Source organism: Paenibacillus sp. G34, assembly GCF_056856875.1.
The window spans coordinates 3,745,221-3,767,154 of record NZ_CM166469.1 but is presented as its reverse complement, the minus strand read 5'-3'; the positions used below and the strand labels follow the sequence as shown (position 1 = coordinate 3,767,154).

17 protein-coding genes are annotated in these 21,934 nt (G+C 43.4%); 15 read left to right on the top strand and 2 right to left on the bottom strand.

Annotation, left to right across the window (positions count from 1 at the left end; genetic code table 11):
- The first annotated feature begins 104 nt into the window (after positions 1-104).
- Genes AC1VYS_RS16970 through AC1VYS_RS16960 form a run of 3 tightly spaced genes read left to right on the top strand, consistent with a single transcriptional unit; the run spans position 105 to position 4,165 of the window.
- A complete protein-coding gene (locus tag AC1VYS_RS16970) occupies positions 105-1,694 on the top strand; it encodes a methyl-accepting chemotaxis protein (protein WP_482910679.1) in 1,590 nt (529 codons plus the stop codon).
- Positions 1,695-1,718: 24 nt separating this feature from the next.
- A complete protein-coding gene (locus AC1VYS_RS16965) occupies positions 1,719-2,144 on the top strand; it encodes a chemotaxis protein CheW (RefSeq protein WP_482910678.1) in 426 nt (141 codons plus the stop codon).
- Between the two features lie 14 nt (positions 2,145-2,158).
- Positions 2,159-4,165 carry a chemotaxis protein CheW gene (locus tag AC1VYS_RS16960; protein ID WP_482910677.1) on the top strand — a complete coding sequence of 669 codons (2,007 nt, stop codon included), beginning with the start codon at positions 2,159-2,161 and terminating at the stop codon, positions 4,163-4,165.
- A gap of 117 nt (positions 4,166-4,282) precedes the next feature.
- Here the strand turns inward: AC1VYS_RS16960 and AC1VYS_RS16955 are convergent, their stop codons facing one another.
- Positions 4,283-5,185: a LysR family transcriptional regulator gene (locus AC1VYS_RS16955; RefSeq protein ID WP_482910676.1), complete on the bottom strand. Its 903-nt coding sequence runs from the start codon at positions 5,183-5,185 to the stop codon at positions 4,283-4,285.
- Positions 5,186-5,297: 112 nt separating this feature from the next.
- Between AC1VYS_RS16955 and zwf the strand changes: the two genes are divergently transcribed.
- The 4 genes from zwf to AC1VYS_RS16935 all read left to right on the top strand — a co-directional run bounded on the left by zwf (position 5,298) and on the right by AC1VYS_RS16935 (position 10,375).
- Positions 5,298-6,821, top strand: coding sequence for a glucose-6-phosphate dehydrogenase (gene zwf, locus AC1VYS_RS16950; protein ID WP_482910675.1), 1,524 nt, complete (start codon positions 5,298-5,300; stop codon positions 6,819-6,821).
- A gap of 45 nt (positions 6,822-6,866) precedes the next feature.
- Positions 6,867-7,532 (top strand): fructose-6-phosphate aldolase, encoded by a 666-nt coding sequence (gene fsa / locus AC1VYS_RS16945; protein ID WP_154890520.1) that lies wholly within the window; start codon positions 6,867-6,869, stop codon positions 7,530-7,532.
- Positions 7,533-7,598: 66 nt separating this feature from the next.
- Entirely contained in the window at positions 7,599-9,017 is a 1,419-nt protein-coding gene (gndA, locus tag AC1VYS_RS16940) for an NADP-dependent phosphogluconate dehydrogenase (RefSeq protein ID WP_154983600.1), read from the top strand.
- Between the two features lie 254 nt (positions 9,018-9,271).
- Positions 9,272-10,375: a metallophosphoesterase gene (locus AC1VYS_RS16935; RefSeq protein WP_482910674.1), complete on the top strand. Its 1,104-nt coding sequence runs from the start codon at positions 9,272-9,274 to the stop codon at positions 10,373-10,375.
- A gap of 58 nt (positions 10,376-10,433) precedes the next feature.
- Here AC1VYS_RS16935 and AC1VYS_RS16930 read toward each other — a convergent pair whose 3' ends face one another.
- A complete protein-coding gene (locus AC1VYS_RS16930; RefSeq protein ID WP_482910673.1) occupies positions 10,434-11,450 on the bottom strand; it encodes a hypothetical protein in 1,017 nt (338 codons plus the stop codon).
- A gap of 268 nt (positions 11,451-11,718) precedes the next feature.
- Here AC1VYS_RS16930 and licT (AC1VYS_RS16925) point away from each other — a divergent pair, with 268 nt between their 5' ends.
- From licT (AC1VYS_RS16925) to AC1VYS_RS16890, 8 genes are all read left to right on the top strand, one after another.
- Entirely contained in the window at positions 11,719-12,561 is an 843-nt protein-coding gene (gene licT / locus AC1VYS_RS16925) for a BglG family transcription antiterminator LicT (protein ID WP_090916914.1), read from the top strand.
- Positions 12,562-12,685: 124 nt separating this feature from the next.
- A complete protein-coding gene (locus AC1VYS_RS16920; protein ID WP_482910672.1) occupies positions 12,686-14,611 on the top strand; it encodes a beta-glucoside-specific PTS transporter subunit IIABC in 1,926 nt (641 codons plus the stop codon).
- Positions 14,612-14,627: 16 nt separating this feature from the next.
- Positions 14,628-16,091 (top strand): glycoside hydrolase family 1 protein, encoded by a 1,464-nt coding sequence (locus tag AC1VYS_RS16915; RefSeq protein WP_482910671.1) that lies wholly within the window; start codon positions 14,628-14,630, stop codon positions 16,089-16,091.
- A gap of 137 nt (positions 16,092-16,228) precedes the next feature.
- Complete coding sequence (locus AC1VYS_RS16910; RefSeq protein WP_482910670.1) at positions 16,229-16,810, top strand: 5' nucleotidase, NT5C type; 582 nt, start codon at positions 16,229-16,231, stop codon at positions 16,808-16,810.
- A 93-nt stretch (positions 16,811-16,903) separates the two neighbouring features.
- Complete coding sequence (locus AC1VYS_RS16905; protein ID WP_482910669.1) at positions 16,904-17,992, top strand: acyltransferase; 1,089 nt, start codon at positions 16,904-16,906, stop codon at positions 17,990-17,992.
- Between the two features lie 300 nt (positions 17,993-18,292).
- Positions 18,293-18,598 (top strand): hypothetical protein, encoded by a 306-nt coding sequence (locus tag AC1VYS_RS16900; RefSeq protein ID WP_482910668.1) that lies wholly within the window; start codon positions 18,293-18,295, stop codon positions 18,596-18,598.
- A 237-nt stretch (positions 18,599-18,835) separates the two neighbouring features.
- Entirely contained in the window at positions 18,836-19,675 is an 840-nt protein-coding gene (licT, locus tag AC1VYS_RS16895; protein ID WP_482910667.1) for a BglG family transcription antiterminator LicT, read from the top strand.
- Between the two features lie 344 nt (positions 19,676-20,019).
- Positions 20,020-21,933, top strand: a complete 1,914-nt coding sequence (locus tag AC1VYS_RS16890; protein ID WP_482910666.1) for a beta-glucoside-specific PTS transporter subunit IIABC — start codon at positions 20,020-20,022, stop codon at positions 21,931-21,933.
- Position 21,934: the final 1 nt, after the last annotated feature.

The following is a 21,934-nucleotide window of genomic DNA, read 5'->3' as shown; positions in this document are numbered from 1 at the left end:
TTTATGTCGAAATACATCGTATGCTGTCTGGAGAGCGATCCATAGAATGGATTAGCTAACTTTAATTACATAACTAGACACGAAGAAACTTAGGGGGAGTTAAAATGAAGTGGTTTGGCAACTTGAAAACAGCAACAAAGATTATCTCATCGTTCTTAGTTGTATCTCTGATTCTTGCGATTCTTGGAGTGTACTCAATTACTACACTAAGAAGCACGAATGCAAACATGAAAGAAATGTACAACAGCAATCTGATCTCGGTTAAAGAACTAGGTGGAGCTCAGGCGAGTTACCAGAGAATGCGTGTTATTATCCGTGATCTTAATTATGAAAAGAATGCTGCAGAGCAAAATCGTATTGTTGATAATCTTAACAACATTAAAGCTAGCATTGATAGTCAAATTCAAGGATATCGTCCTCTAGCAACTACCCCCGAAGAAACTGAGCTCCTTAGCAAATTTGATACACAGTACTCAAATTACATGCGAATTTTTGAGCAAGGTGTAGAGATGGCAAAAAGTGATGACGATCAAGGATTTTTGGTTTTTCTGAAAGAAACACTCAAACCGCCTGGTGATGAAGTTTTGGCAACGTTAGGCAGTTTGGTAGATCTGAATGTAAAACTGGCGGAACAGAACAATACGAAGTCTGAAGCAGCGTACACAAGTGCATTCTCTGTTACCGTTGCTTTAGTCGTTGGATCTATTGTTTTCAGTATAATCATCGGATTTGTCATCTCACGTTCAATCTCCAGACCTCTTATGGCCATGCTTGGTCTGGCTACAGAAGTTGCTAACGGAAATCTGACCTTGAAGTCCGATATTTCTTCTAAAGACGAAGTTGGACAACTGGCTTTTGCACTTAATCGCATGGTAGATAATCTGCGAGAATTAATTAATAACATTGTCATGAATTCACAGAGTGTTGCAGCATCGTCTGAACAAATCTCCGCAAGTACACAGGAAATTGCAAGTACGAGCACAAGTCAGTCCAGTGAAGCAGCAAACATCTCCGAATTGTTTAAGGAATTGTCTCTGGCTATTAACTCTGTAGCTGCAAGTGCTGAAGAAGCTGCTGAGTTGTCCAATGATACGGTGAAAACGGCACGTGAAGGTGGTCATGTGGTACAGACTTCCCTGGAAGGTATGCAAGCTGTTAATGCCAAAATGGCGAAGCTGGAAGAAGATTCGCGCAAAATTGGCGACATCATCGAAGTCATCGACGATATCGCTGAGCAGACGAACCTGCTTGCATTGAATGCAGCAATTGAAGCAGCACGTGCAGGTGAACAGGGAAGAGGATTTGCGGTTGTGGCTGACGAAGTCCGCAAACTTGCTGAACGTAGCGGTGAAGCCACCAAAGAAATCACAACCATTATTAAACTGATGCAAGAGAATACGAAACAAAGCGTACAAGCCGTTTCGGATAGTGTTCAGCAATCATCCAAAACAGGACAGGCCTTTGATCAGATCATCGAGATGGTGAACAATTCTTCCCAAAAAGTCAATGAGATTGCAGCAGCATGTGAGGAAGAGGCTGCACAAGCTGCGGAGGTGATGAGCTCTGTAGAATCGATCTCTGCATCCAGTGAGGAGTCTGCGGCTGCATCGGAAGAAACGGCGGCTACTTGTCAATCACTGGCACATCTTGCAGAAGAATTGTCTGTATCTGCGTCTGCTTTCAAAACCCAGTAATAATAACGAATTGAGGGTGAAACGATGTCTTCACTTCAGAAAGAACAATATATCGAACTGTCTGTTGGCGCGGAGACCTGTGCCATTCGAATTGAAGAAATTCATGAAATTATAAAAATGCAAAGTATTACCGACATTCCGTTTAGCAGGCCCGAAATCAAAGGGGTTATGAATCTGCGTGGTAAAGTTGTCTGCGTTATGAGCCTCCGTAACTTGCTGGGCATGGCGGATGAAACGGATACTCGAGCGACACGAATCATTGTGGTACGTTATCAGGATGAGTATATCGGTTTGATTGTAGACCGGGTCAGTAAAGTCACAACCTATTCGGAAATACACCCGCCTACTGGAGGCCATGGACGACACATCGAAACCTTCTTTCAGGGCGTGGGCCAACAGGGAGACAATCTGGTTGGTATTTTGAAGCTGGATGAAATATTGGGCGGTTAGGAGGGAATGCACCAATGATGGATTTGTCCGCCTATCGCGACATATTTATCGAAGAACTGAATGATCAATTGGAACGGATGGATCAGTCATTGCTTGCACTTGAACTTTCACCTTCTGTGGAACTCGTGCAGACATTATTTCGGGCTGCTCATACGATTAAGGGCTCGGCTTCGACTATGGATTTTCGTGAATTAAGTGATCTGACACATGAAGTAGAGTATGCCTTGGAATGGGTACGATCCAAAAAACCTGAAATTACCGCACAACTCATAGACACCCTTTTTCGTTCGTTAGATGCGATGAGAATGCTTAGGGATCAATATGTGCAAGGCGAAAATTATACTGATTTCCGAGCTGTGGTAAAAGAAATACAGGACATGATTCATCAACCGTCCTCGGTTCAGCAGACCAAGTCACCTGTGCTACAGCCTATGGAGTCTAATCTATTTAATGAGGTGCTTGAACCCGGCCAGCAGATTTTTTCCATCCGCATTTTATTGAGTTCGGATTGTTTAATGAAAGCAGCAAGATATCATATCTTATGCAAACGGGTAGAAGACGTATGTGGCACTGTATTGGCTACATCTATTGAAAAACAGGGTGTTGACGAGGAACTGGGAGAGGCCCATTATAACGAGTTTGTGATTATCACCGCTTCTTCTCTGGAACAAGCTCAGATTGAGAGTGCGCTATCCGGAGATTCGGATATTCGGAGCGTGGATGTTGGTCCGTATATTTTGGCGGCAGAAGAGGTTGCAGTAACAACTGAATCGATTGAGACTGAAGTGACAGTTGAAATAGAGAAGGCAGACTCCTCAGTATCTCCTCAAGAAGATAAGATGAAGTCAACCCAGCCTACCGTTCGCGTAAGTGTAGAACGACTGGATCATTTGATGAATCTTGTTGGCGAGCTGCTTATTGATCAAACGTCTCTTGCTGATTTGAGCCGTTCTGGTGCCCGCAAGGAGCCCTCCCCCGTGATTCAAAGTATTGGCGGGGTGTCCGATCATATGGGCAGAGTCATCAAGGAACTTCAGGATGGCGTTATGAAAACGCGAATGCTGCCTATCGAGCAATTATTAAACAGGTTCCCGAGGCTGGTTAGGGACTTGTCACAGAAGCTTGGCAAAGATATTGAACTGATTATTAAAGGCGGAGAGACTGAGCTTGACCGTATGATTATTGAAGAACTCAGCGATCCGCTGATCCATCTAATTCGAAACAGTGCGGATCATGGCATTGAAAGTGCCGAGGTTCGAGCCAAACAGAACAAACCTGCCAAAGGTAGAATCAAACTGAACTCGTATCATGAAGAAAATCATGTGGTCATACGTTTTTCGGATGATGGTAAGGGGATTGATGGAGAGCAGATTAAAGCTTCTGCACTGAAAAAGGGCATTATCACAGAAGAACAAGCAGCTCGTTTGAATGCCCAAGAAGCCGTTCATCTGATCTTTGAGCCGGGATTTTCTACGGCTTCATCCGTTAGTGATGTATCCGGCCGAGGTGTCGGTATGGATATCGTAAGAAGCCAGATTGGAAGGCTGAATGGCATTATCGATATTGATACAGAGATTAATGTCGGCACGACGTTTACGATTCGGTTACCGCTAACCTTAGCAATTATCAAAGGACTTCTCGTGAATGTGTCTGGTCGGGTATTAATTCTGCCGATGTATAACGTAGCCGAAATTGTGCGTATTAAACCGGAAGAGATCCAGATGATTCAGGGACAGCAATCCATTCTAAATCATGGACGCATTGTGCCGTTTTACCGACTTTGTGATAAGTTGCAATATCCGCGTGCAGATCGGCGATCCAAGACGATTCCGCTTGTCATTGTGCGTTCGGTCGATAAAATTGCAGCATATGCAGTAGACGAAATAATCGGTAATCAGGAAGTGGTAATTAAGTCGCTTGGAACATACCTCGGAGCAATGAATCACCTATCTGGAGCAACCATTCTGGGGAACGGTAAAGTGGCTCTCATTCTGGATGCTTCTTATCTAGTGAGCCATTAAGAGCCCAAGAACTCACTGCATCCAGTAATCGCTACATTGGTTAAAAAGAAGAAGACAAAGAGCCTCAAGATCCTGCTTGTACAGGGCCTTGAGGCTCTTTATCTTGTTCTCAACGGATCATGTTCTCGGGTTGTCTGCCCCTTTGAAAATCAAGTCCATAAAGTGATTCGCAGCCGAAGAGATCGGCATATTCCGTTTGGTCATGATCCCTACATGAGAAGGAGGAAGAGGGACGTCAAGCTGAATCTCGAAGAGAGAGCCTTCTTCCAGCTCTTTGGAGATAAATTCTCGTGTGACATAGGAAATCCCCAAGCCGCGGCGAGCGAATTCAATCAGGAGGTCAACGCTGCCGACCTCGATTTCTGGTTTTAACGTGTAATTATAATGATTAAAGAGTTCTGTGATGGCCATCCGAACCCGGCTGTTCCGGGAAAACAGAATAAGCTCATGTTCAAGCAACTGTTCAAGGGTTAACATTTTTCCCTTCAACTGGGCATATCGTTCACCGGCCACAAAACAATCCTTAAGTTGAATGCTCTCCCGCACTTCCAGCTGTGGGTCAACGATCGGCATGCGGACAACGCCAAGATCGATTTTGCCTTCTTTCAGAAACGTAATGACCTCCGGCGTCGTTCCGTGGCTTAGATGCAGCTTGATGTTAGGGTACTGAATGTGAAACTCTTCCAGATACGATAACATGTAATGTTTGAAGAGGGAGTCGCTGCCGCCAATCCGAAGTTCCCCGTTATCCAAATTTTTGAGTGCGGCCATTTTTTCTTCGGCTAGTGAGATTAGGATCTGCGATTGTTCGATATAGGAGTAGAGGCTAGCACCCTCTTGAGTTAATGCGACGCCTTTAGAGTTTCGATAGAAAAGAGTGAGTCCGAAGCTGTCTTCCAACTGTTTGATCGCGTGACTGACGCTGGGTTGTGTGATGTAAAGGGCTTTGGCGGCTTGGGTCAGACTGCCCGTTTTGGCAGCCCAGTAAAAGACTTTATATAGTTCATAATTTGTTGTCATAGATATCGTCTATAGCTCCTGTGAAATATATTAATTACTTGTATAGCTATAAAACGTATTATAGTGTAACTACAACAAAGAAACCAGAGTTACTTGGAAGGAGCACGGTAAGATGGAACCAACAACAATTGTTTTATTTGGTGCTACTGGAGATTTAGCCAAAAGAAAAATATATCCTGCCCTATATAATCTGTACCTTGAGAAAAAGCTTCCTGAAACCTTCTCCCTGATCGGCATGGGCCGCAGAGAATGGTCGGATGAATTTTTCCAAGCTCAAGTGGAAAAATCTTTGCATGAGTTCTCCAGACGTCAAGGGGATCATGAATCCGTAAAATCATTTGTAAAAGCTTTTCGCTACAGTGTATTGAATATCACACATAAGGAAGATTATATAAAGTTGCTTCAATTGGTTGAGCAAAGAGAGGCTGAACTGGGCATCCCATCCAATCGCTTGTTTTATCTCTCGGTTGGTCCGGAATTCTTCGAACCGATCGCTGAAAATATTCAGGCAAGCGGGCTTGGTTCCACACAAGGGTGGAAACGCCTCGTCATTGAGAAGCCATTTGGTCATGATTTGCAGTCGGCACGTGACCTTAACCGCAAGCTGAGTGAATCATTCACAGAGGAAGAGATTTATCGGATTGACCACTACCTGGGTAAACCGATGGTTCAGAAGCTGGAGACGCTTCATCAGAGTAACCCGATTATGAAGGCTCTCTGGAATAACCGTTACATCTCTAACGTACAAATTACGGCAAATGAGACTGTAGGTGTTGAAGAACGTGCATCCTATTATGATCATGTAGGTGCTGTGCGTGACATGTTCCAGAATCATATGTTGCAATTGCTTATGATGATGGCGATTCAACTTCCATATAACAGCACTTCCGAAAATGTGGGACAGAAGAAAAAACACATTATGGAATCCATTCAGCCACTGCAGAAGCAAACAGTGGGTGCAAGCATCATTCGTGGACAGTACGCTGCAGGAAGCATTCAAGGAAAACCGGTACATGCTTATGCAGATGAACCAGGTGTTGCCGAGAACACGATGAATGACACATTCATTGCCGCGAAGCTGCAAATTGATGATTTCTTCTGGAGAGGTGTTCCGTTTTACATCCGTACGGGTAAAAGAATGAAGGAGAAATCAACACGAATCGTGATTGAGTTCAAAGAACCTTCAGGCCAAGGTCACCTGATCAAGAACAACGGTTCGAAACCTAACCTGCTTGTGATTGAGATGAGCCCGGATCAAAGCATGACACTACAATTGAACGCAAGTGATCCTGAAAATAAAGGGGAGTTCAAACCCGTTCATATTGATCTCGCTCCTAATCAGGGAGATTTGGCAGAAGCTTATGAGAACTTGATTCGCGATGCGCTGCATGGTGATCCGACATTCTTTGCACATTGGGATGAAGTTGAGTTATCCTGGGCTTGGGTGCAACCGATTCTGGATGCATTCAATGAAAATCTGCTACCACTTCACTTATATCCGGCAGGAAGCTATGGACCAGCGGAGTCGGATGCCATGCTTGAGGCGGAAGGTCATCATTGGTGGTTTGATGAACCAAGTGAACTGATTTCTGATCAAAATAGCGATGTACCGATGGCAGTTAACGGTAACATCTAATTCAAAACAACTTAAAAAATCAAACTAATCGGAGGTTATTCAATCATGAAATTTTTTATCGATACAGCTAACGTGGAAGACATTCAAAAAGCATACAAAATCGGTGTATTGTCTGGTGTAACAACGAACCCATCCTTGGTAGCCAAAGAAGGCGTGAAATTCGAAGACCGCATTGAGGAAATTCTGAAGCTTGTTCCTGAAGTGGAGTCCGTTTCCGCTGAAGTAACGCCAGATGCGCTGACTGCTGAAGAAATGATTGCCCAAGCGAATGAATTGATCAAAATCAACAACAACGACAAAAACATTACGATTAAATTGCCAATGACGCTTGCAGGTCTGGAAGCTTGCCGTTACTTGACTAAAAAAGGTGTAAAAACTAACGTGACTTTGATCTTCACTGTGAATCAGGCATTGCTTGCTGCTCGTGCAGGTGCAACTTACGTATCTCCGTTCTTGGGACGTCTGGACGACATCTCCGAAGACGGCGTACAACTGGTAGCCAAAGTAGCTGAGCTGTTCCGCACACATAATCTGGATGCACAGATTATTGCCGCATCCGTTAGACATCCGGATCACGTTACACGCGTAGCGATGGCTGGCGCACATATTGCAACAGTTCCGTTTTCAGTCATTGAACAAATTTCCAAACACCCGCTGACAGATCAAGGGATGGAGAAGTTTGCCGCAGACTGGAAAAAAACAGTACAATAATAGCGTTACGTGTGGAAAAGATTTATCAAAAAATATATATAAATCATGGAGTCTCGGGAGGACATAATGAGTAAACAACAGATTGGTGTCATTGGACTTGCAGTAATGGGGAAAAACCTGGCTTTTAATATTGAAAGTAAAGGTTTCTCGGTATCGGTATTTAACCGTTCACCGGAGAAAACACATGATCTTCTGAAAGAAGCAGACGGTAAAAACCTGATCGGAACGTTTTCCATTGAAGAGTTTGTAGCTTCTTTGGAATCCCCACGCAAAATTTTGATCATGGTACAAGCGGGTAAAGCAACGGATGCGACGATTGAGCAATTGCTTCCTTATTTGGATCAAGGAGATATCATTATCGATGGCGGTAATGCGTACTTCCCTGATACACAGCGTCGTAGCAAAGAGCTGGAAGCCAAAGGTTTCCGCTTCATCGGTGCAGGTGTATCCGGTGGTGAGGAAGGCGCTTTGAAAGGTCCTGCAATTATGCCAGGCGGTCAGGAAAGTGCATATGAGCTTGTAGAACCGATCCTGACGGCAATCTCTGCCAAAGTTGGCGATGATGCGTGCAGTACGTATATCGGACCTGACGGTGCGGGACATTACGTTAAAATGGTGCATAACGGCATCGAGTATGGTGACATGCAGTTGATTGGTGAAGCCTACCACTTGCTGAAATCCGTACTGAACGTTTCCGTAGAAGAATTACATGAAATCTTCACAGAGTGGAACCAAGGTGAACTTGACAGCTATCTGATCGAGATCACAGCGGATATCTTCTCCAAATACGATCCAGAAACAGGCAAACCAATGGTTGATGTTATTCTGGATGCTGCTGGACAAAAAGGAACAGGCAAATGGACAAGCCAAAGCGCGCTGGATCTCGGCGTACCACTGTCCATGATTACGGAATCCGTGTTCTCCCGTTTCTTGTCGGCGATGAAAGACGAGCGTATCGCTGCGAGCAAAATCCTGAACGGACCTAAGGCAGAAGCATTCTCAGGAGACAAAAAAGCATTCATCGAGAACGTGCGCAAAGCACTGTTCGCAAGTAAAATCGTATCCTACGCTCAAGGTTTCGCACAGATGCGTGCCGCATCCGACGAATATGGCTGGGATCTGAAATACGGCAACATCGCGATGATCTTCCGCGGCGGTTGCATTATCCGTTCACAGTTCCTGCAAAACATCAAAGAAGCATACGACAAAGATGCAGCCTTGAAAAACTTGCTCCTTGATCCATACTTCCAAAACATCGTGGAATCCTATCAGGATGCATGGCGTGAAGTGGTAGCCGCTGCGGTGAAACAAGGTATTCCGGTACCGGGCTTCTCCAGCGCGTTGTCTTACTACGACAGCTACCGTACAGAGCGTTTGCCAGCAAACTTGCTGCAAGCACAACGTGACTACTTCGGCGCACACACATTCCAACGTGTGGACAAAGAAGGTTCATTCCACTTCCAATGGATGGATACTAACGAGTAATTTTTAAATATAAGCCACCTCTGCAACAATCCTTTTGAGTTTACTCAGGGGAGAGTTGCAGAGGTGTTTTTTTGTTTTAGAGCGGGGATAAAGTTTGTTCAAAATTTAATATCACCAAATTGTAATAAAATGTACCTATCTGGAGTCTGTAAAAGATGCTGAGATACCTCTATTTACGTTATACTAGTTCAGACGGAACTGTATCCGTTAAAATTGCAGTATATATCTTTTTGAAGGTGGGGGTCAGGCCAGGCATGTTTGTACTCATAGGTATCTTGTTTTTGCTCGTATATGGATTATTAGTCTTCTACATAGGCTGGAGCGGGTGGAGTTGGATGAAACCCGTAGTGGCAGCTAGGTTTCGCTGGTTGTATATTGTTGCACTTGTATTTCTGGCCGCTTCCTTTATTCTGGCTAGGATGTTTGGCAGCATATCATTTCTCGGTGTCATCGGTTCCTATTGGCTGGCGGTTTTCTCGCTGTTATTGCTGATACTACCTGTTGTGCACCTGACATTGTGGCTTCTGCGCTTGACGCGAATTCCTAGACATCACGCTCACAAATGGGCGGGGGTAGTTACGCTGGTTTTACTTATCTCTACAATGGGATACGGAATTTTCAACGCGTATAGCCCGGTCGTCAGACAATATAACATTCAGATTGATAAGAAGGTGGAAGGCATCGACAAGCTGAATATTGTCATGGCTGCGGATATGCATTTTGGACTGTTATCCGGTCCTGCTCATGCGAAACGGATGGTGGAGGAGATCAATGCCCTCAAGCCAGACCTCGTTTTATATCCTGGTGACCTGATCGATGACAATCTGGAGATGTATGAGAATAGTGGGATCGCAGATATTATTAGTGAAATCACCGCTCCATATGGCGTGTACGCTTCACTCGGGAATCATGACAAGTCTGACGGGCCTGTTCAGAATCTGATTGCAGCACTGGAGAAAAGTAATATGCAGGTGCTATATGATGATAAAATTGTTTTGGACAACAAAATCACATTGATTGGACGGAAAGACCGAACGGAAGAAGATCGGGCTGACGTAGCAACGCTTATGCAAAATACAGATCTGAATCAGCCCGTAATCATGCTGGATCATCAGCCGTACGATCTGGGTATTGCTGAGCAGAACAAGGTCGATTTGCTTGTATCGGGTCATACCCACCGGGGACAGATTGCACCTGCTCAATGGATAACACAAGCGATCTATGAGAATGATTGGGGTTATCTGCAAAAGGGCTCCATGCACTCGATTGTCACCTCGGGATACGGTTTCTGGGGACCGCCAATCCGGACAAGCAGCCGTTCCGAAATTGTGCAGATCAACGTGACCTTCAGGCAATAAACAAAGCAGCCCCTTCGTGATAAAAGGGGCTGTTTTTGTTAGTTCTACAAACGGACAGTTAGTTCCGTACTCCATTTACGGGAATCGCTTCAAACGAATAAAAAGCACCTTTTTTGTTGATTTTACCGATGAGCGTGGTGGCTCCTTTTTTCGTAAAAGTGTATTGGTTATCTTGGATACGAACGCTGTATCCTTTTAAATTCAGGCCAAAGATCGATTTTACTTTTGGCGCTGCGGTGGAGAGGGCTTTCTTTTTACTCAGCTTAGGTTTAGCAAATGACTTTTTAAAATCCGCATCATTGTTCCAGTCCGTGCCGAATTCGTTGATTACCTTCCACACTTTGCCTGTGCTACTTCCAATGTGTACAGAGTTTAAACTACTGTCATCCTTATATACCCAGAGTGTATCTTTGTTTTCTTTGGTAAGCAATGAATAATCAAATGCCTTAACGGATGTGATGCCAAGCATTTTGAGTGAGTTTCGGGCTTTGTTCGTAAGTGTAGCTCGTGCATCCTTAAGATCATACAGAATACTTGCTGACAATTGGTTGTTATGATCCACATCGACGTATAAACTTTGGTCATGTCCCCAGATGACCCAGTAGTTTTTGAGTCCGCTGTCGTTCACATCTTGTTTAACTCGCCAGAAGGCATCCGCTTTAAATTTGTTGTCTTTATCAAAAGACTTCAGGAACGATTGTATTTTGTTGTATAAAGCTTGATCCAATACTTTGTTAAGATCATCCGCTTTATAATTGATTAGGGTAGAAGTAACTTTTGCCTTTTTGGTATTATAATTTTGAGTGACATCAGCCTCGGCTAGGCCAGTTAACGTGCTATTTACAACCCAATCATCAAATGCAGTGTCTGCAGATGTAAATTGAATCGTTTGTTTTCCAGCTAGTGCTGTGATGGCATCGGTTAATTGCTTAGTCACTTTTTGATCGAGATTCAGCGTACTTGAAACATCCTGAACCACGGAAGTAGGACTTGATTCTGCCCAAGCGGCGGGAGCTATGGATAATAATAGTGACATAGAAGTGATAGCTGCGGTGATCGAGATCAATTTTTTCAAGGCATTATTCCTCCTGTTAAGTAAATGTAATTGTAATTGCATTAGATATTTGTAGTTGGATATACTATTAACGTGGATGAAAAGGAAAATGTTGCATACTCTATAATTTTACCTTAGGCCTTTAGTTGACACCGTTTTCAGCATATGCTAGACTACTTACGAGGCTTGTTACCGGTAAAGCGGGCAAAACCACAATGGGAATGATTTTATTATTTCTATTTTGGTTTTGCCCTTTTTTATGTCTCAAAATAAACCAGGTGGGTCCATTATGATTATTAAACAGATATTTAATAACAATATCGTCAGCACAGTGGATGATAAAAATCAGGAATTGCTGATCCTCGGCCGGGGTATCGGATTTAAGTTCAAAGCTGGCGATGAGATTGACGAAGAGCGAATCGAAAAGGTGTTTCGTCTTCAGGATACATCGATTTATGAGAAATTCAAATCCATCGTAGCTGAAGTGCCAATTGAGATTCTGCAGGCAACCGATGACATCGTAACGCTGGCACGAACTCAGCTCAGTAAAACGATCAGTGACGGGATTTATGTCTCCTTGTCTGACCACATTCACTTTGCTGTTCAGCGGTTGGAGAAGGGAATGATTACGCGCAATCCGCTCTCGTGGGAAGTGCAACATTTCTATAAGGCAGAATACGATGTGGCCAAAGAAGCGTTGACCTTGCTAAAGGAAAGACTGGATATCGAATTCCCTAAAGATGAAATATGTAACATTGCACTGCATTTCATCAATGCGGAAGTCAACGACTCCATGAATGATGTTACACATTTGATGCAGTTGCTGCAGGAGATTATGAACATTATCAAATATCACTTTAATGTCGAACTGGATGAGGATAGCGTGAACTATTTCCGTTTTATCACACATCTGAAATACTTCTGTCAGCGAGTCATTACACATTCGACTCATGATGATGCGGAGGAGTATCTGTATGAGGTGGTTCGGAAAAACTATCCGGAGACCTTCAAATGTATCGGCAAGATTGAGACATTTATCCATAAAAACTATCAATACGATATGACTCACTCGGAGCAGCTGTACCTTACCCTGCATCTGGAGCGTCTCATGAAAACAAAACGGGAAACGTAACCTTTTCCTAAACGCTATGGGCTTGTTACTGTTTAATCAGGCAATACCCGAATGAAAGTATGCAGTTACATCTGCGTATTTTTGTTCGGGTATTTTTTATGGGGAAAATAAGGAGGAAATGAAGATGAAACATCAAGACACGGCACAGCAGATCATCAAAGCCGTTGGTGGAAAAGACAATATTAATTCGGTGTATCACTGTGTTACTCGGCTGCGCTTTGATCTGAAGAGCAATGAGAAAGTCGACAACGGTGCACTCAAACAGCTGGATAAAGTGATGGGTACCAACATTTCAGGGGATCAATTCCAGGTCATCATCGGTAACGATGTGTCCAAAGTATTTGATGCGATGGTGAAGGAAGAACCGTCCATTCAGCAAAACGCAGACAACAAGCAGGCTAAGCCGGAGAAAAGTAAAAATGTGATCTTGAACATCTTCGAAACGATTGCTGGTGTATTTGCTCCCATGCTGCCGGCCATAACAGCCGCAGGTATGCTAAAGGGGTTACTGGCCCTGTTTGTTTCGCTGGAGTGGATGTCCACAGGAACGGATACGTATCGCATTCTGTCCGCGATTGGTGACGGTGTGTTCCATTACTTGCCGCTGCTGATTGCAGTCAGCGCTGCCCGTAAGTTTGGCAGTAATCCATTCGTAGCGATTGCGCTAGGTACAGCCTTGATGTATCCCGACATGGGGGCCTTGCTCTCCAGCGGAGAAGCGGTGGCGTTTCTAGGTATTCCGGTCACAGCGGTAAGCTATGCTTCATCCGTTATTCCGATTTTGCTGGCGGTATGGTTGATGTCTTATGTTGAAAAATGGGTGGATCGAATCATCCCTGCAGCGCTCAAGCTCTTGCTTGTGCCACTGATTACGCTCCTGGTGATGGTTCCAGTCACACTGATTGCGATTGGTCCATTGGGTACATTTGTTGGTAATGGCTTGTCCGGTGGTATTAACTGGCTGCTGAATGAAGGTGGTTTGATCGCGGGTATCGTACTTGGTGGTGCCATGGCACTGATTATCATGACCGGTATGCACTACGCTCTAGTGCCGATTATTCTCAGCAATATTGCTACACTTGGTTTTGACAAATTCCTACCTCTGACGTTTATTTCCAATATGGGTCAGGCTGGTGCAACACTCGGTGTATTCTTCCGTGCTAAAGATAAAAAACTTAAAACCGTTGCTCTGTCCACCAGTTTCACGGCTCTGATGGGTGTAACCGAACCGGCGATGTACGGGGTTAACATGAAATATAAAAAGCCATTTGCCGCTGCGATGATCGGTAGTGCAGTAGGTGGCGGTTTCGCTTTGGCTTTTGGCGCTAAAGCCTATGTACTCGCGGGGAATGGCGGACTTCCGGGGTTACCGTCCCTTGTTGGACAGACCTTCCTGTATTCATTCGGAGGCATGATTATTGCGTTTGTTGTAGGTACGATTGTATCCGTTCTGTTCGGGATTAAGGAAGAAGAGGGTGATGCAGAGGCGCTGGCCCAATTCACTCCAGGTGCTTCTAACCCTATCTTATCAACAGATAAAGCTAATAGGGTTGACGCATCTGTCAACATAGAGGATCTTGGTGTCCCTGCACCCACGGGTGATGCTATCGCTTATGCTCCGATGACAGGCAGATCCATCCCATTGCAAGAAGTGAATGATCCGACCTTCGGTGATGAATTGATGGGCAAAGGTGTGGCGTTTGTTCCTACTTTGGGTGAACTGGTGTCCCCGGTTACAGGCACGGTGATGAACGTATTCAAAACCAAACATGCGATTGTTGTCCGTAGTGATGAGGGTATGGAGCTTCTTATTCATGTTGGGATCAACACGGTGAAGCTGCGTGGACAATACTTTGAAGCTCATGTAGCAACGGGGACTCGCGTACAAGCTGGCGATTTATTGTTAACGTTTGAACTGGAAGAGATTGCGAAGGAATATGACATAACCACCGCTATGGTTGTAACCAATACAGCCGATTATAAAGAGATAACGCCTATACAACTTGGAAATATGCAAATGGGTGAGAAGGTATTGAAAGCAAATCTGTGAACAAGGAGAGATCGATATGAACAATCGACAAGGGTTTAGAGAAGATTTCTTGTGGGGCGGAGCGATCGCTGCCAACCAAGCCGAAGGGGCGTTTGATGTCGGCGGGAAAGGCTGGTCTACGGCAGATATGGTTCCTTATTTTGAAAAGAAGGATTACACGAATCTGCGGGAATTGATGCATGTCACCACTGCCAAGGTGGAGAAGGCAATGGCACATCACAGTTCGGAAGGTTATCCGAAACGCTATGGTATTGATTTTTATCACCGTTTCAGAGAAGATATTGCCCTGTTTGCCGAGCTTGGCTTCAAGACATTCCGTCTATCCATTAACTGGCCGCGTATTTTCCCGAATGGTTATGATGAACAGCCAAACGAAGAAGGACTTCGTTTTTATGACGAGGTGTTTGATGAGCTTCGGAAATATAATATTGAGCCATTGGTAACCCTCTCTCATTACGAGATGCCAATGTCGCTTGTACTGAAATATAACGGTTGGGCAGGTCGTGAAGTTATTGAGCATTTTGTGAGATATGCAGAAACGGTCATGACAAGGTACAAGGATAAGGTGAAATATTGGCTGACGTTTAACGAAATAAATACCACGATAATTGAGCCGTTTACAGGTGGTGGCATCATCGAGGATCGGGTAGATAACGTTATGCAGGCGTCCTATCAGGCGCTTCATCATCAGTTTGTAGCCAGCAGTTTGGTCACCGAGAGAGCACGTCAGATTAACCCAGAGTTCCAGATTGGGTGTATGCTGGCCCGTATGATCCATTACCCGGCGACGTCCAATCCGGAAGATGTGCTGCAAGCTCAAATCGACAATCAACTCAACCTATTGCATACGGATGTACAAGTTCGAGGCAGTTATCCGACGTTTATGAATCGGTACTGGTCAGATCATGGAATTAACGTGGTCATGGAGCCAGAGGACGAGCAAATACTACGTGAGCATACGGTAGATTTTATCTCATTTAGTTATTATACTTCCCTGGTGTCTGCAGTGAATCCTGAGGATTACGGTGTTACGGGCGGGAACCTGTACAGTACGATCAAAAATCCGAATCTGGAGCGCACGGAATGGGGCTGGCAGCTTGATCCGGTCGGGCTGCGTATTGCACTGAAAGAGCTGTACGACCGTTATCAGCTACCTTTGTTTGTAGTGGAAAATGGACTCGGTGCGAAAGATAAAGTCGAGGAAGATGGCTCCATTCAGGATGATTACCGGATTGACTACCTTCGTAAACACATTACACAAATGAAGGAAGCGGTTATGGACGGTGTGGATCTAATGGGATACACAAACTGGGGAGCTATTGATATTATCAGTGCTTCCACCTCGGAAATGTCCAAAAGGTACGGTGTAATCTATGTGGATCAGGATGATAACGGACAAGGGACATTGAACCGGTTTAAGAAAAAAAGCTTCAATTGGTATCAGAAAGTAATTGCTTCAAACGGCGAGGATCTGGATTGATCCTAGAACGAACGTAACAGGCTTTGCTTCGCGGTTGTTTACCCCGGAGCAAAGTCTTTTTATTTACTTACAAGTAAAAAGAATGACTGTCTCCCGGGTGAGATGATATACTGTGTTCGTATCAGGGAGGAATGAAAATGAGAAAACCAATTATTGCCGTTGATATGGACGACACGATTTGTCATCTAGTTAAGCGGGCCATTTACCATAATAACAAGAGTTTCCCCACCCACCTGCTTCAATATGAAGATATGGTGGATTGGGATACCACTCACTTGCGTCACCCGGATAGTACCCATGAGGTGTTTTACGGGCGTCCGGGTCTGTTTGAAGAGCTAGAATTATATGACGAGTATGTGGTAGAAGAGATGCAGAAGTTAAATGAGGTATACGATCTCATTGTCGTTACAGCAGCGGTACCGAGAACGGTCCATGAGAAGTGGAACTGGCTGCAGATGCATATGCCGTTTATTAAACTGGAGCAATTCATAACGTGCAAACGCAAAAACTTGCTCACATTTGATCTTTTAATCGATGATGGACCGCATAATCTGATTCCGGCGGTGGAAAGTGGACGGAAAGTGATCTGTATCCCGCATCCGTGGAATAGACAACAACGTGAGCAGTACGCTTTTCCGCAGATGTCTTCATGGAAAGATGCAAAAATATTCATAGATAAAATTGTACATAAACAATTTGTCGAAAACGATATAAGTTAGGATTGTAATCTTTTGGATTGGTGATTAAAATAAGATTTGGAATCTGAATTGCCGGAGACTATTTTCTATTAAGACACAAGTGAGGTTATACGTATGAGTCCACCGGTTAATCGCCCACGGCGTATAGAGTATCTCGATCTCTATCGTGCAATCGCGATTATGGCAGTTGTAGCCATCCATGCAACATCAACAGCAGTCAGCCATTATCCTAGAAACACATTTGATCATGATATGTTTTATTTTTGGAACACCTTTCTACAATTTGCAGTACCGGCTTTTTTGTTTTTATCTTCACTTGTATTGTTTTATAACTATAGTGCGAAGCTGAGTGAGAAGGGTTGGATTGTTTCTTTTTACAAGAAGCGAATGTTTTATATATTTGTACCGTATGTAGCGTGGTCCTTAATCTATTTTATGATCAAAAAGTGGCTTGCAGGCAAGGAACCACTTGAGAGCAGCTTGCAGTTTGTGGAGCAACTGATGCTAGGAACGGCTCATACACATTTGTACTTTTTTCTAATTATTCTTCAATTTTATATCGTGTTTCCTTGGATTCTTTCCTTAACAAAACGCCAATGGTTTAGAAGGTATATGCCTTTATATTTTATAGCCGGCCAAGCGTTATTCTACGCCTTACATTTGAAGTTTCACTTCGAAAGAACAGGTAGCTTGCTCCCGAGTTATTTGATTGTGATTGGTTTTGGTGCTTGGATTGGATTGAACTTTGGGTGGATGATCAAAAAAATGGTTCATTACCGTTACTTGTTGCTGGCAACAGTTTTAGGTGCAGGTTTGGTCTCCATTTATTTTACAGCGGATATCAAAAAAGTATTAATTGAATGGCCGATCTTGACCTTTACTCTGGTGTTTCTGACTCGAAATCTATTTACACTATCTGCTTGTTTGATGCTTCTGGTTTTAAGTGAGCGGGTTGGTACAAGAGAGCAGCGCAAGGAATACAAAGTAGCTCGCTTAATGGACTCTTTGGGGACCGTAGCATTTGGCGTCTTTCTAATTCATCCCCTGGTTTTACTGTTCTGGAGACGTGAATTTACAGATGATCTTGCGCGTCACTTCAGTCTTGGTGTTGTATTATCCTACATTGTCGCGCTTTTACTTTCGTGGCTTTGTGCAGTGGGACTGCGTCGATTAAAGTGGGGATGGGTTCTTATCGGACGGTAATTATACTCTTTATTTTTTACAAACATATGTGAATAAATGCGAAGAGATTTTAAACTTTTCTTAGGGGAAAGCTTTGAAATCTCTTTTTTATTTACTTCAAAATAGGTATGATAAAGAAATATGCACGAAGCGAATTTTATGAATAAAGAGATGCAATGAATGCGTGGCAGAGCTTTAACAGCACAATTGATACGGTGGCATTTTGATTTGTAGTTTTATACGTGACCATTATACTTAAGATTCTCATTCTCATTCTCATACTGCAACTGCGATATAAAAATTCTGCTCAGGAGGAAATCGATGTATTTTTTAATGCTTTTGTTAGTTGGTGTTGTTTTGTGTTTTTTGTTCCCTTACGGACCAATTCTTGTCGGAGGTATCATCTTTGCCGTTGTCATTGATCAATATCGACAGACCATGTATATGCGTGAAGATATACAGGCGATCAAGAAACATTTGAATTTAATGAGTAAAGAAGAGTTGGATACGTATGAAACGGATCAGAGTTACAAAGACATAGATCGGATCTCATCCGAGAGAATGGATGTTATCAATCGCAAGATCGAGGCGGAATTGGAACGAGACAACAAAAATAAAAAAACATAACGTATTCATAATGATTAGACCAACTTTGAATATACTAATGACAATCACAAATTTACTTTGTTGGTGCACTTCATAATTCAGCATTTTTATAAAAATCTATAGGTGTTCTTGTTGCATAAACCAGTGAAATGTAATACCATGAACGCACATATAGTTCACATTGAAGAGATAAGGGCATGTCCAGTAACCTCAAGACGCAGGTATGGTTTGCCTTTTTCTGTATATTGGAGTGATGAAGTGAAAATCGAGAAGGTGTTAAACAATAATGCGGTAGTGGCCATCAAAGATGAACAGGAAGTTATTGTTATTGGCCGGGGTATCGCTTTTCAAAAAAAGGCGGGTGATCTGATCTCTGACCAGCATGTTGACAAGATCTTTACTTTACAGAATGAAGATATGCAGGAAAACTTCAAGGCGTTAATTGCGAGCATCCCACTTGAGTACATGAAAGTGTCCGAAGAAATTATTGCTTACGCCAAGCTGAAACTTGGTAAGAAGTTAAACGAGAGTATCTATTTGCATCTAACGGATCATATTCATTTTGCCATCGAACGGTTTCGTAAAAATCTACCGATCCGGAACGGGTTGTTATGGGAGACAAAGCAACTGTACAAGGACGAATATGAAGTTGGGCTTGAGGCGTTAAATATGATCTGTGATCAATTCGGGGTGCTATTGCCGGAGGATGAGGCCGGATTTATGGCACTGCATTTTGTGAATGCAGCACTTAACGAAGAGATGCCTAATATACGTAGCATGACGCAGGTGATGCAGGAGATTCTGACGATTATCAAATATCACTTCAAGATGGATTTTGATGAGAATGGCTTAAACTACACCCGTTTTGTTACACACCTGAAGTATTTCGCTCAGCGAATGGTTAAAGGGAAGCACTACAAGAGCAACAATGATGACGAACTGTTCCAGATGATTCAGAAAAAGTACCCGGATGCACACAAGTGCTCTGAGAAAATCAAAAAATTTATTGAAAATAACTACACCTATCAACTTACTGACGAAGAAATGATGTATTTAACCATTCATATTGAGCGAGTAGTCCATGCAACTTCAGAATAATTAAGCGGTCCGACAAATAAATAAAAAAGTGCTTGCAAACATAGTTCAAATATACTATGATGATTCCAAGAAGTAAGCGCATACATTTTCCTGAACGGATTGTTACTGTTAAATCAGGCAATTCCGGGCCGTAAGGTTTAGGAATGAACCGATGTGCTTGCCAAGCAATAATAATCAAATATCAATGTGTACAGCCTTACAGGGTTGCAACCGTTAAGGGCAAAACCTGAATTGCTGAATAACATGACTGATTTCCGGATTTCCGGTACGTTGTGATTGTTCAGTAGTTCAGGTTTTCTTTGTTTCACAAGCATGGGGAGTCTACTTAGAGAGGAAGAATGACAATGAGCAACTACGATCAATTGGCAAAAGACATTCTGTCACGTGTAGGTGGTCGCGAGAATGTGAACAGTGTATTCCATTGCGTGACCAGATTACGCTTCAAACTGAAAAATGAAAGCGTTGCTAAAACGGAAGAACTGAAAAATCTGCCAGGTGTAATTACCGTTATGCAGAGCGGAGGACAATATCAGGTTGTTATCGGCAATGAAGTGCCGGATGTATATAAAGCAGTGGTAAAGGCAGGTAATTTCCCGACGGAAGGGCAGGTTGAAGCGGATGATGACGATTCAGCCAAGAAGGGGAGCTTGTTCAGTCGTTTCATAGATATGATCTCAGGAGTGTTCACCCCCGTACTTGGAATACTTGCAGCGACAGGGATGATCAAAGGTTTCACGGCCATGTTCGTTTCTTTCGGGTGGATCGTTGACACATCAGGTACCTACCACATATTAAATGCATTAGGAGATTCGCTATTTTACTTCTTCCCGATTTTCCTGGGATACACCGCAATTAAAAAGTTCGGAGGAACACCGTTTCTGGGGATGGCGATCGGGGGCTCACTTGTATATCCAACACTAAGTGGCCTCAGTGCAGGTGAGCCATTGTACACATTGTTCACAGGAACATTGATTGAATCACCTGTTCATATCACTTTCCTGGGCATCCCAGTAATTCTGATGACATACTCCTCATCGGTAATCCCAATTGTTGTAGCTACATTTTTTGCAGTCAAAATCGAGCGGTTTTTCAAAAATGTAATTCCTAAAGTTGTGAGTATGTTCCTGGTTCCATTTTTCACGTTGCTTGTTATCGTACCTATAACATTTATCGTTATTGGTCCAATCTCAACGTGGGCTGGTAATTTGATTGGTGCAGGTGCAACGGGCATTTATAACTTGAGTCCGATGATTACAGGATTGCTTATCGGTGGCTTCTGGCAAGTATTTGTATTGTTTGGTCTTCACTGGGGTCTGGTTCCAGTTGCCCTAGTAAATATGAGCACACTTGGTGCTGATCCTGTATTGGCCATGTCATTTGCAGCTTCGTTTGCACAAATCGGTGCAGTCTTGGCCGTTATTATAAAAACCAAAAATCAAAAACTAAAATCTTTGGGTGCACCGGCGTTTATCTCAGGTATATTTGGAGTAACTGAACCAGCTATTTACGGTGTAACACTTCCGTTAAAAAAACCGTTTATCATGAGCTGTATTGCCGCAGCAATTGGTGGTGGAATTCTCGGATATGCCGGAGTTAAAACGTATATTCTTGGCGGACTTGGTATTTTTGGATTCCCGAGCCTGATCAATAAGGCAACAGGTATTGATTCCACTTTGTATATGGCCATTTTAGCAACTGTAGTTGCATTTGTTCTAGGTTTCATTCTGACCTATGTTTTCGGATTCAAAGAAAAAGTAGAAGCGACGCCAGCACCAGCACCAGTTCTGGATCCTAACCCGAACAACCGTTATGAAATTGTAAGCCCGATGGCTGGTGAAGTGGTTGAACTGAAAGAAATTAACGATGTTACGTTTGCAGGAGAACATATGGGTAAAGGGATTGCCATTCGTCCAACCAGTGGTAGAGTAGTATCCCCAATTACAGGTGTTGTGCAAACGGTGTATCGTACCAAACACGCAATTGGTCTTGTTACAGATGATGGTGTAGAGATGCTGATTCACATTGGTCAAGATACGGTGCAATTGAAAGGCCAACACTTTACTGCACATGTCAAAGATGGTGACCGTGTCAACGCAGGTGATCTGATCATGGAGTTTGATCTGCAAGCGATTAAAGATGCGGGTTACGAGATCGTGACTCCAGTAATCATCACCAATACTTCCAGTTATCTCGACGTTGTGCCTACGAAAAGCAAGACTGTGAACGAGCAGGAAAAACTGCTGACAGTACTCAACTAAT

Excerpts from the sequence above, each read along its gene's own strand:
- AC1VYS_RS16970 (WP_482910679.1), top strand. The coding sequence starts at position 105 with ATGAAGTGGTTTGGCAACTTGAAAACAGCAACAAAGATTATCTCATCG.
- AC1VYS_RS16965 (WP_482910678.1), top strand. The coding sequence starts at position 1,719 with ATGTCTTCACTTCAGAAAGAACAATATATCGAACTGTCTGTTGGCGCG.
- AC1VYS_RS16960 (WP_482910677.1), top strand. The coding sequence starts at position 2,159 with ATGATGGATTTGTCCGCCTATCGCGACATATTTATCGAAGAACTGAAT.
- AC1VYS_RS16955 (WP_482910676.1), bottom strand. The coding sequence starts at position 5,185 with ATGACAACAAATTATGAACTATATAAAGTCTTTTACTGGGCTGCCAAA.
- zwf (WP_482910675.1), top strand. The coding sequence starts at position 5,298 with ATGGAACCAACAACAATTGTTTTATTTGGTGCTACTGGAGATTTAGCC.
- fsa (WP_154890520.1), top strand. The coding sequence starts at position 6,867 with ATGAAATTTTTTATCGATACAGCTAACGTGGAAGACATTCAAAAAGCA.
- gndA (WP_154983600.1), top strand. The coding sequence starts at position 7,599 with ATGAGTAAACAACAGATTGGTGTCATTGGACTTGCAGTAATGGGGAAA.
- AC1VYS_RS16935 (WP_482910674.1), top strand. The coding sequence starts at position 9,272 with ATGTTTGTACTCATAGGTATCTTGTTTTTGCTCGTATATGGATTATTA.
- licT (WP_090916914.1), top strand. The coding sequence starts at position 11,719 with ATGATTATTAAACAGATATTTAATAACAATATCGTCAGCACAGTGGAT.
- AC1VYS_RS16920 (WP_482910672.1), top strand. The coding sequence starts at position 12,686 with ATGAAACATCAAGACACGGCACAGCAGATCATCAAAGCCGTTGGTGGA.
- AC1VYS_RS16915 (WP_482910671.1), top strand. The coding sequence starts at position 14,628 with ATGAACAATCGACAAGGGTTTAGAGAAGATTTCTTGTGGGGCGGAGCG.
- AC1VYS_RS16910 (WP_482910670.1), top strand. The coding sequence starts at position 16,229 with ATGAGAAAACCAATTATTGCCGTTGATATGGACGACACGATTTGTCAT.
- AC1VYS_RS16905 (WP_482910669.1), top strand. The coding sequence starts at position 16,904 with ATGAGTCCACCGGTTAATCGCCCACGGCGTATAGAGTATCTCGATCTC.
- AC1VYS_RS16900 (WP_482910668.1), top strand. The coding sequence starts at position 18,293 with ATGTATTTTTTAATGCTTTTGTTAGTTGGTGTTGTTTTGTGTTTTTTG.
- AC1VYS_RS16890 (WP_482910666.1), top strand. The coding sequence starts at position 20,020 with ATGAGCAACTACGATCAATTGGCAAAAGACATTCTGTCACGTGTAGGT.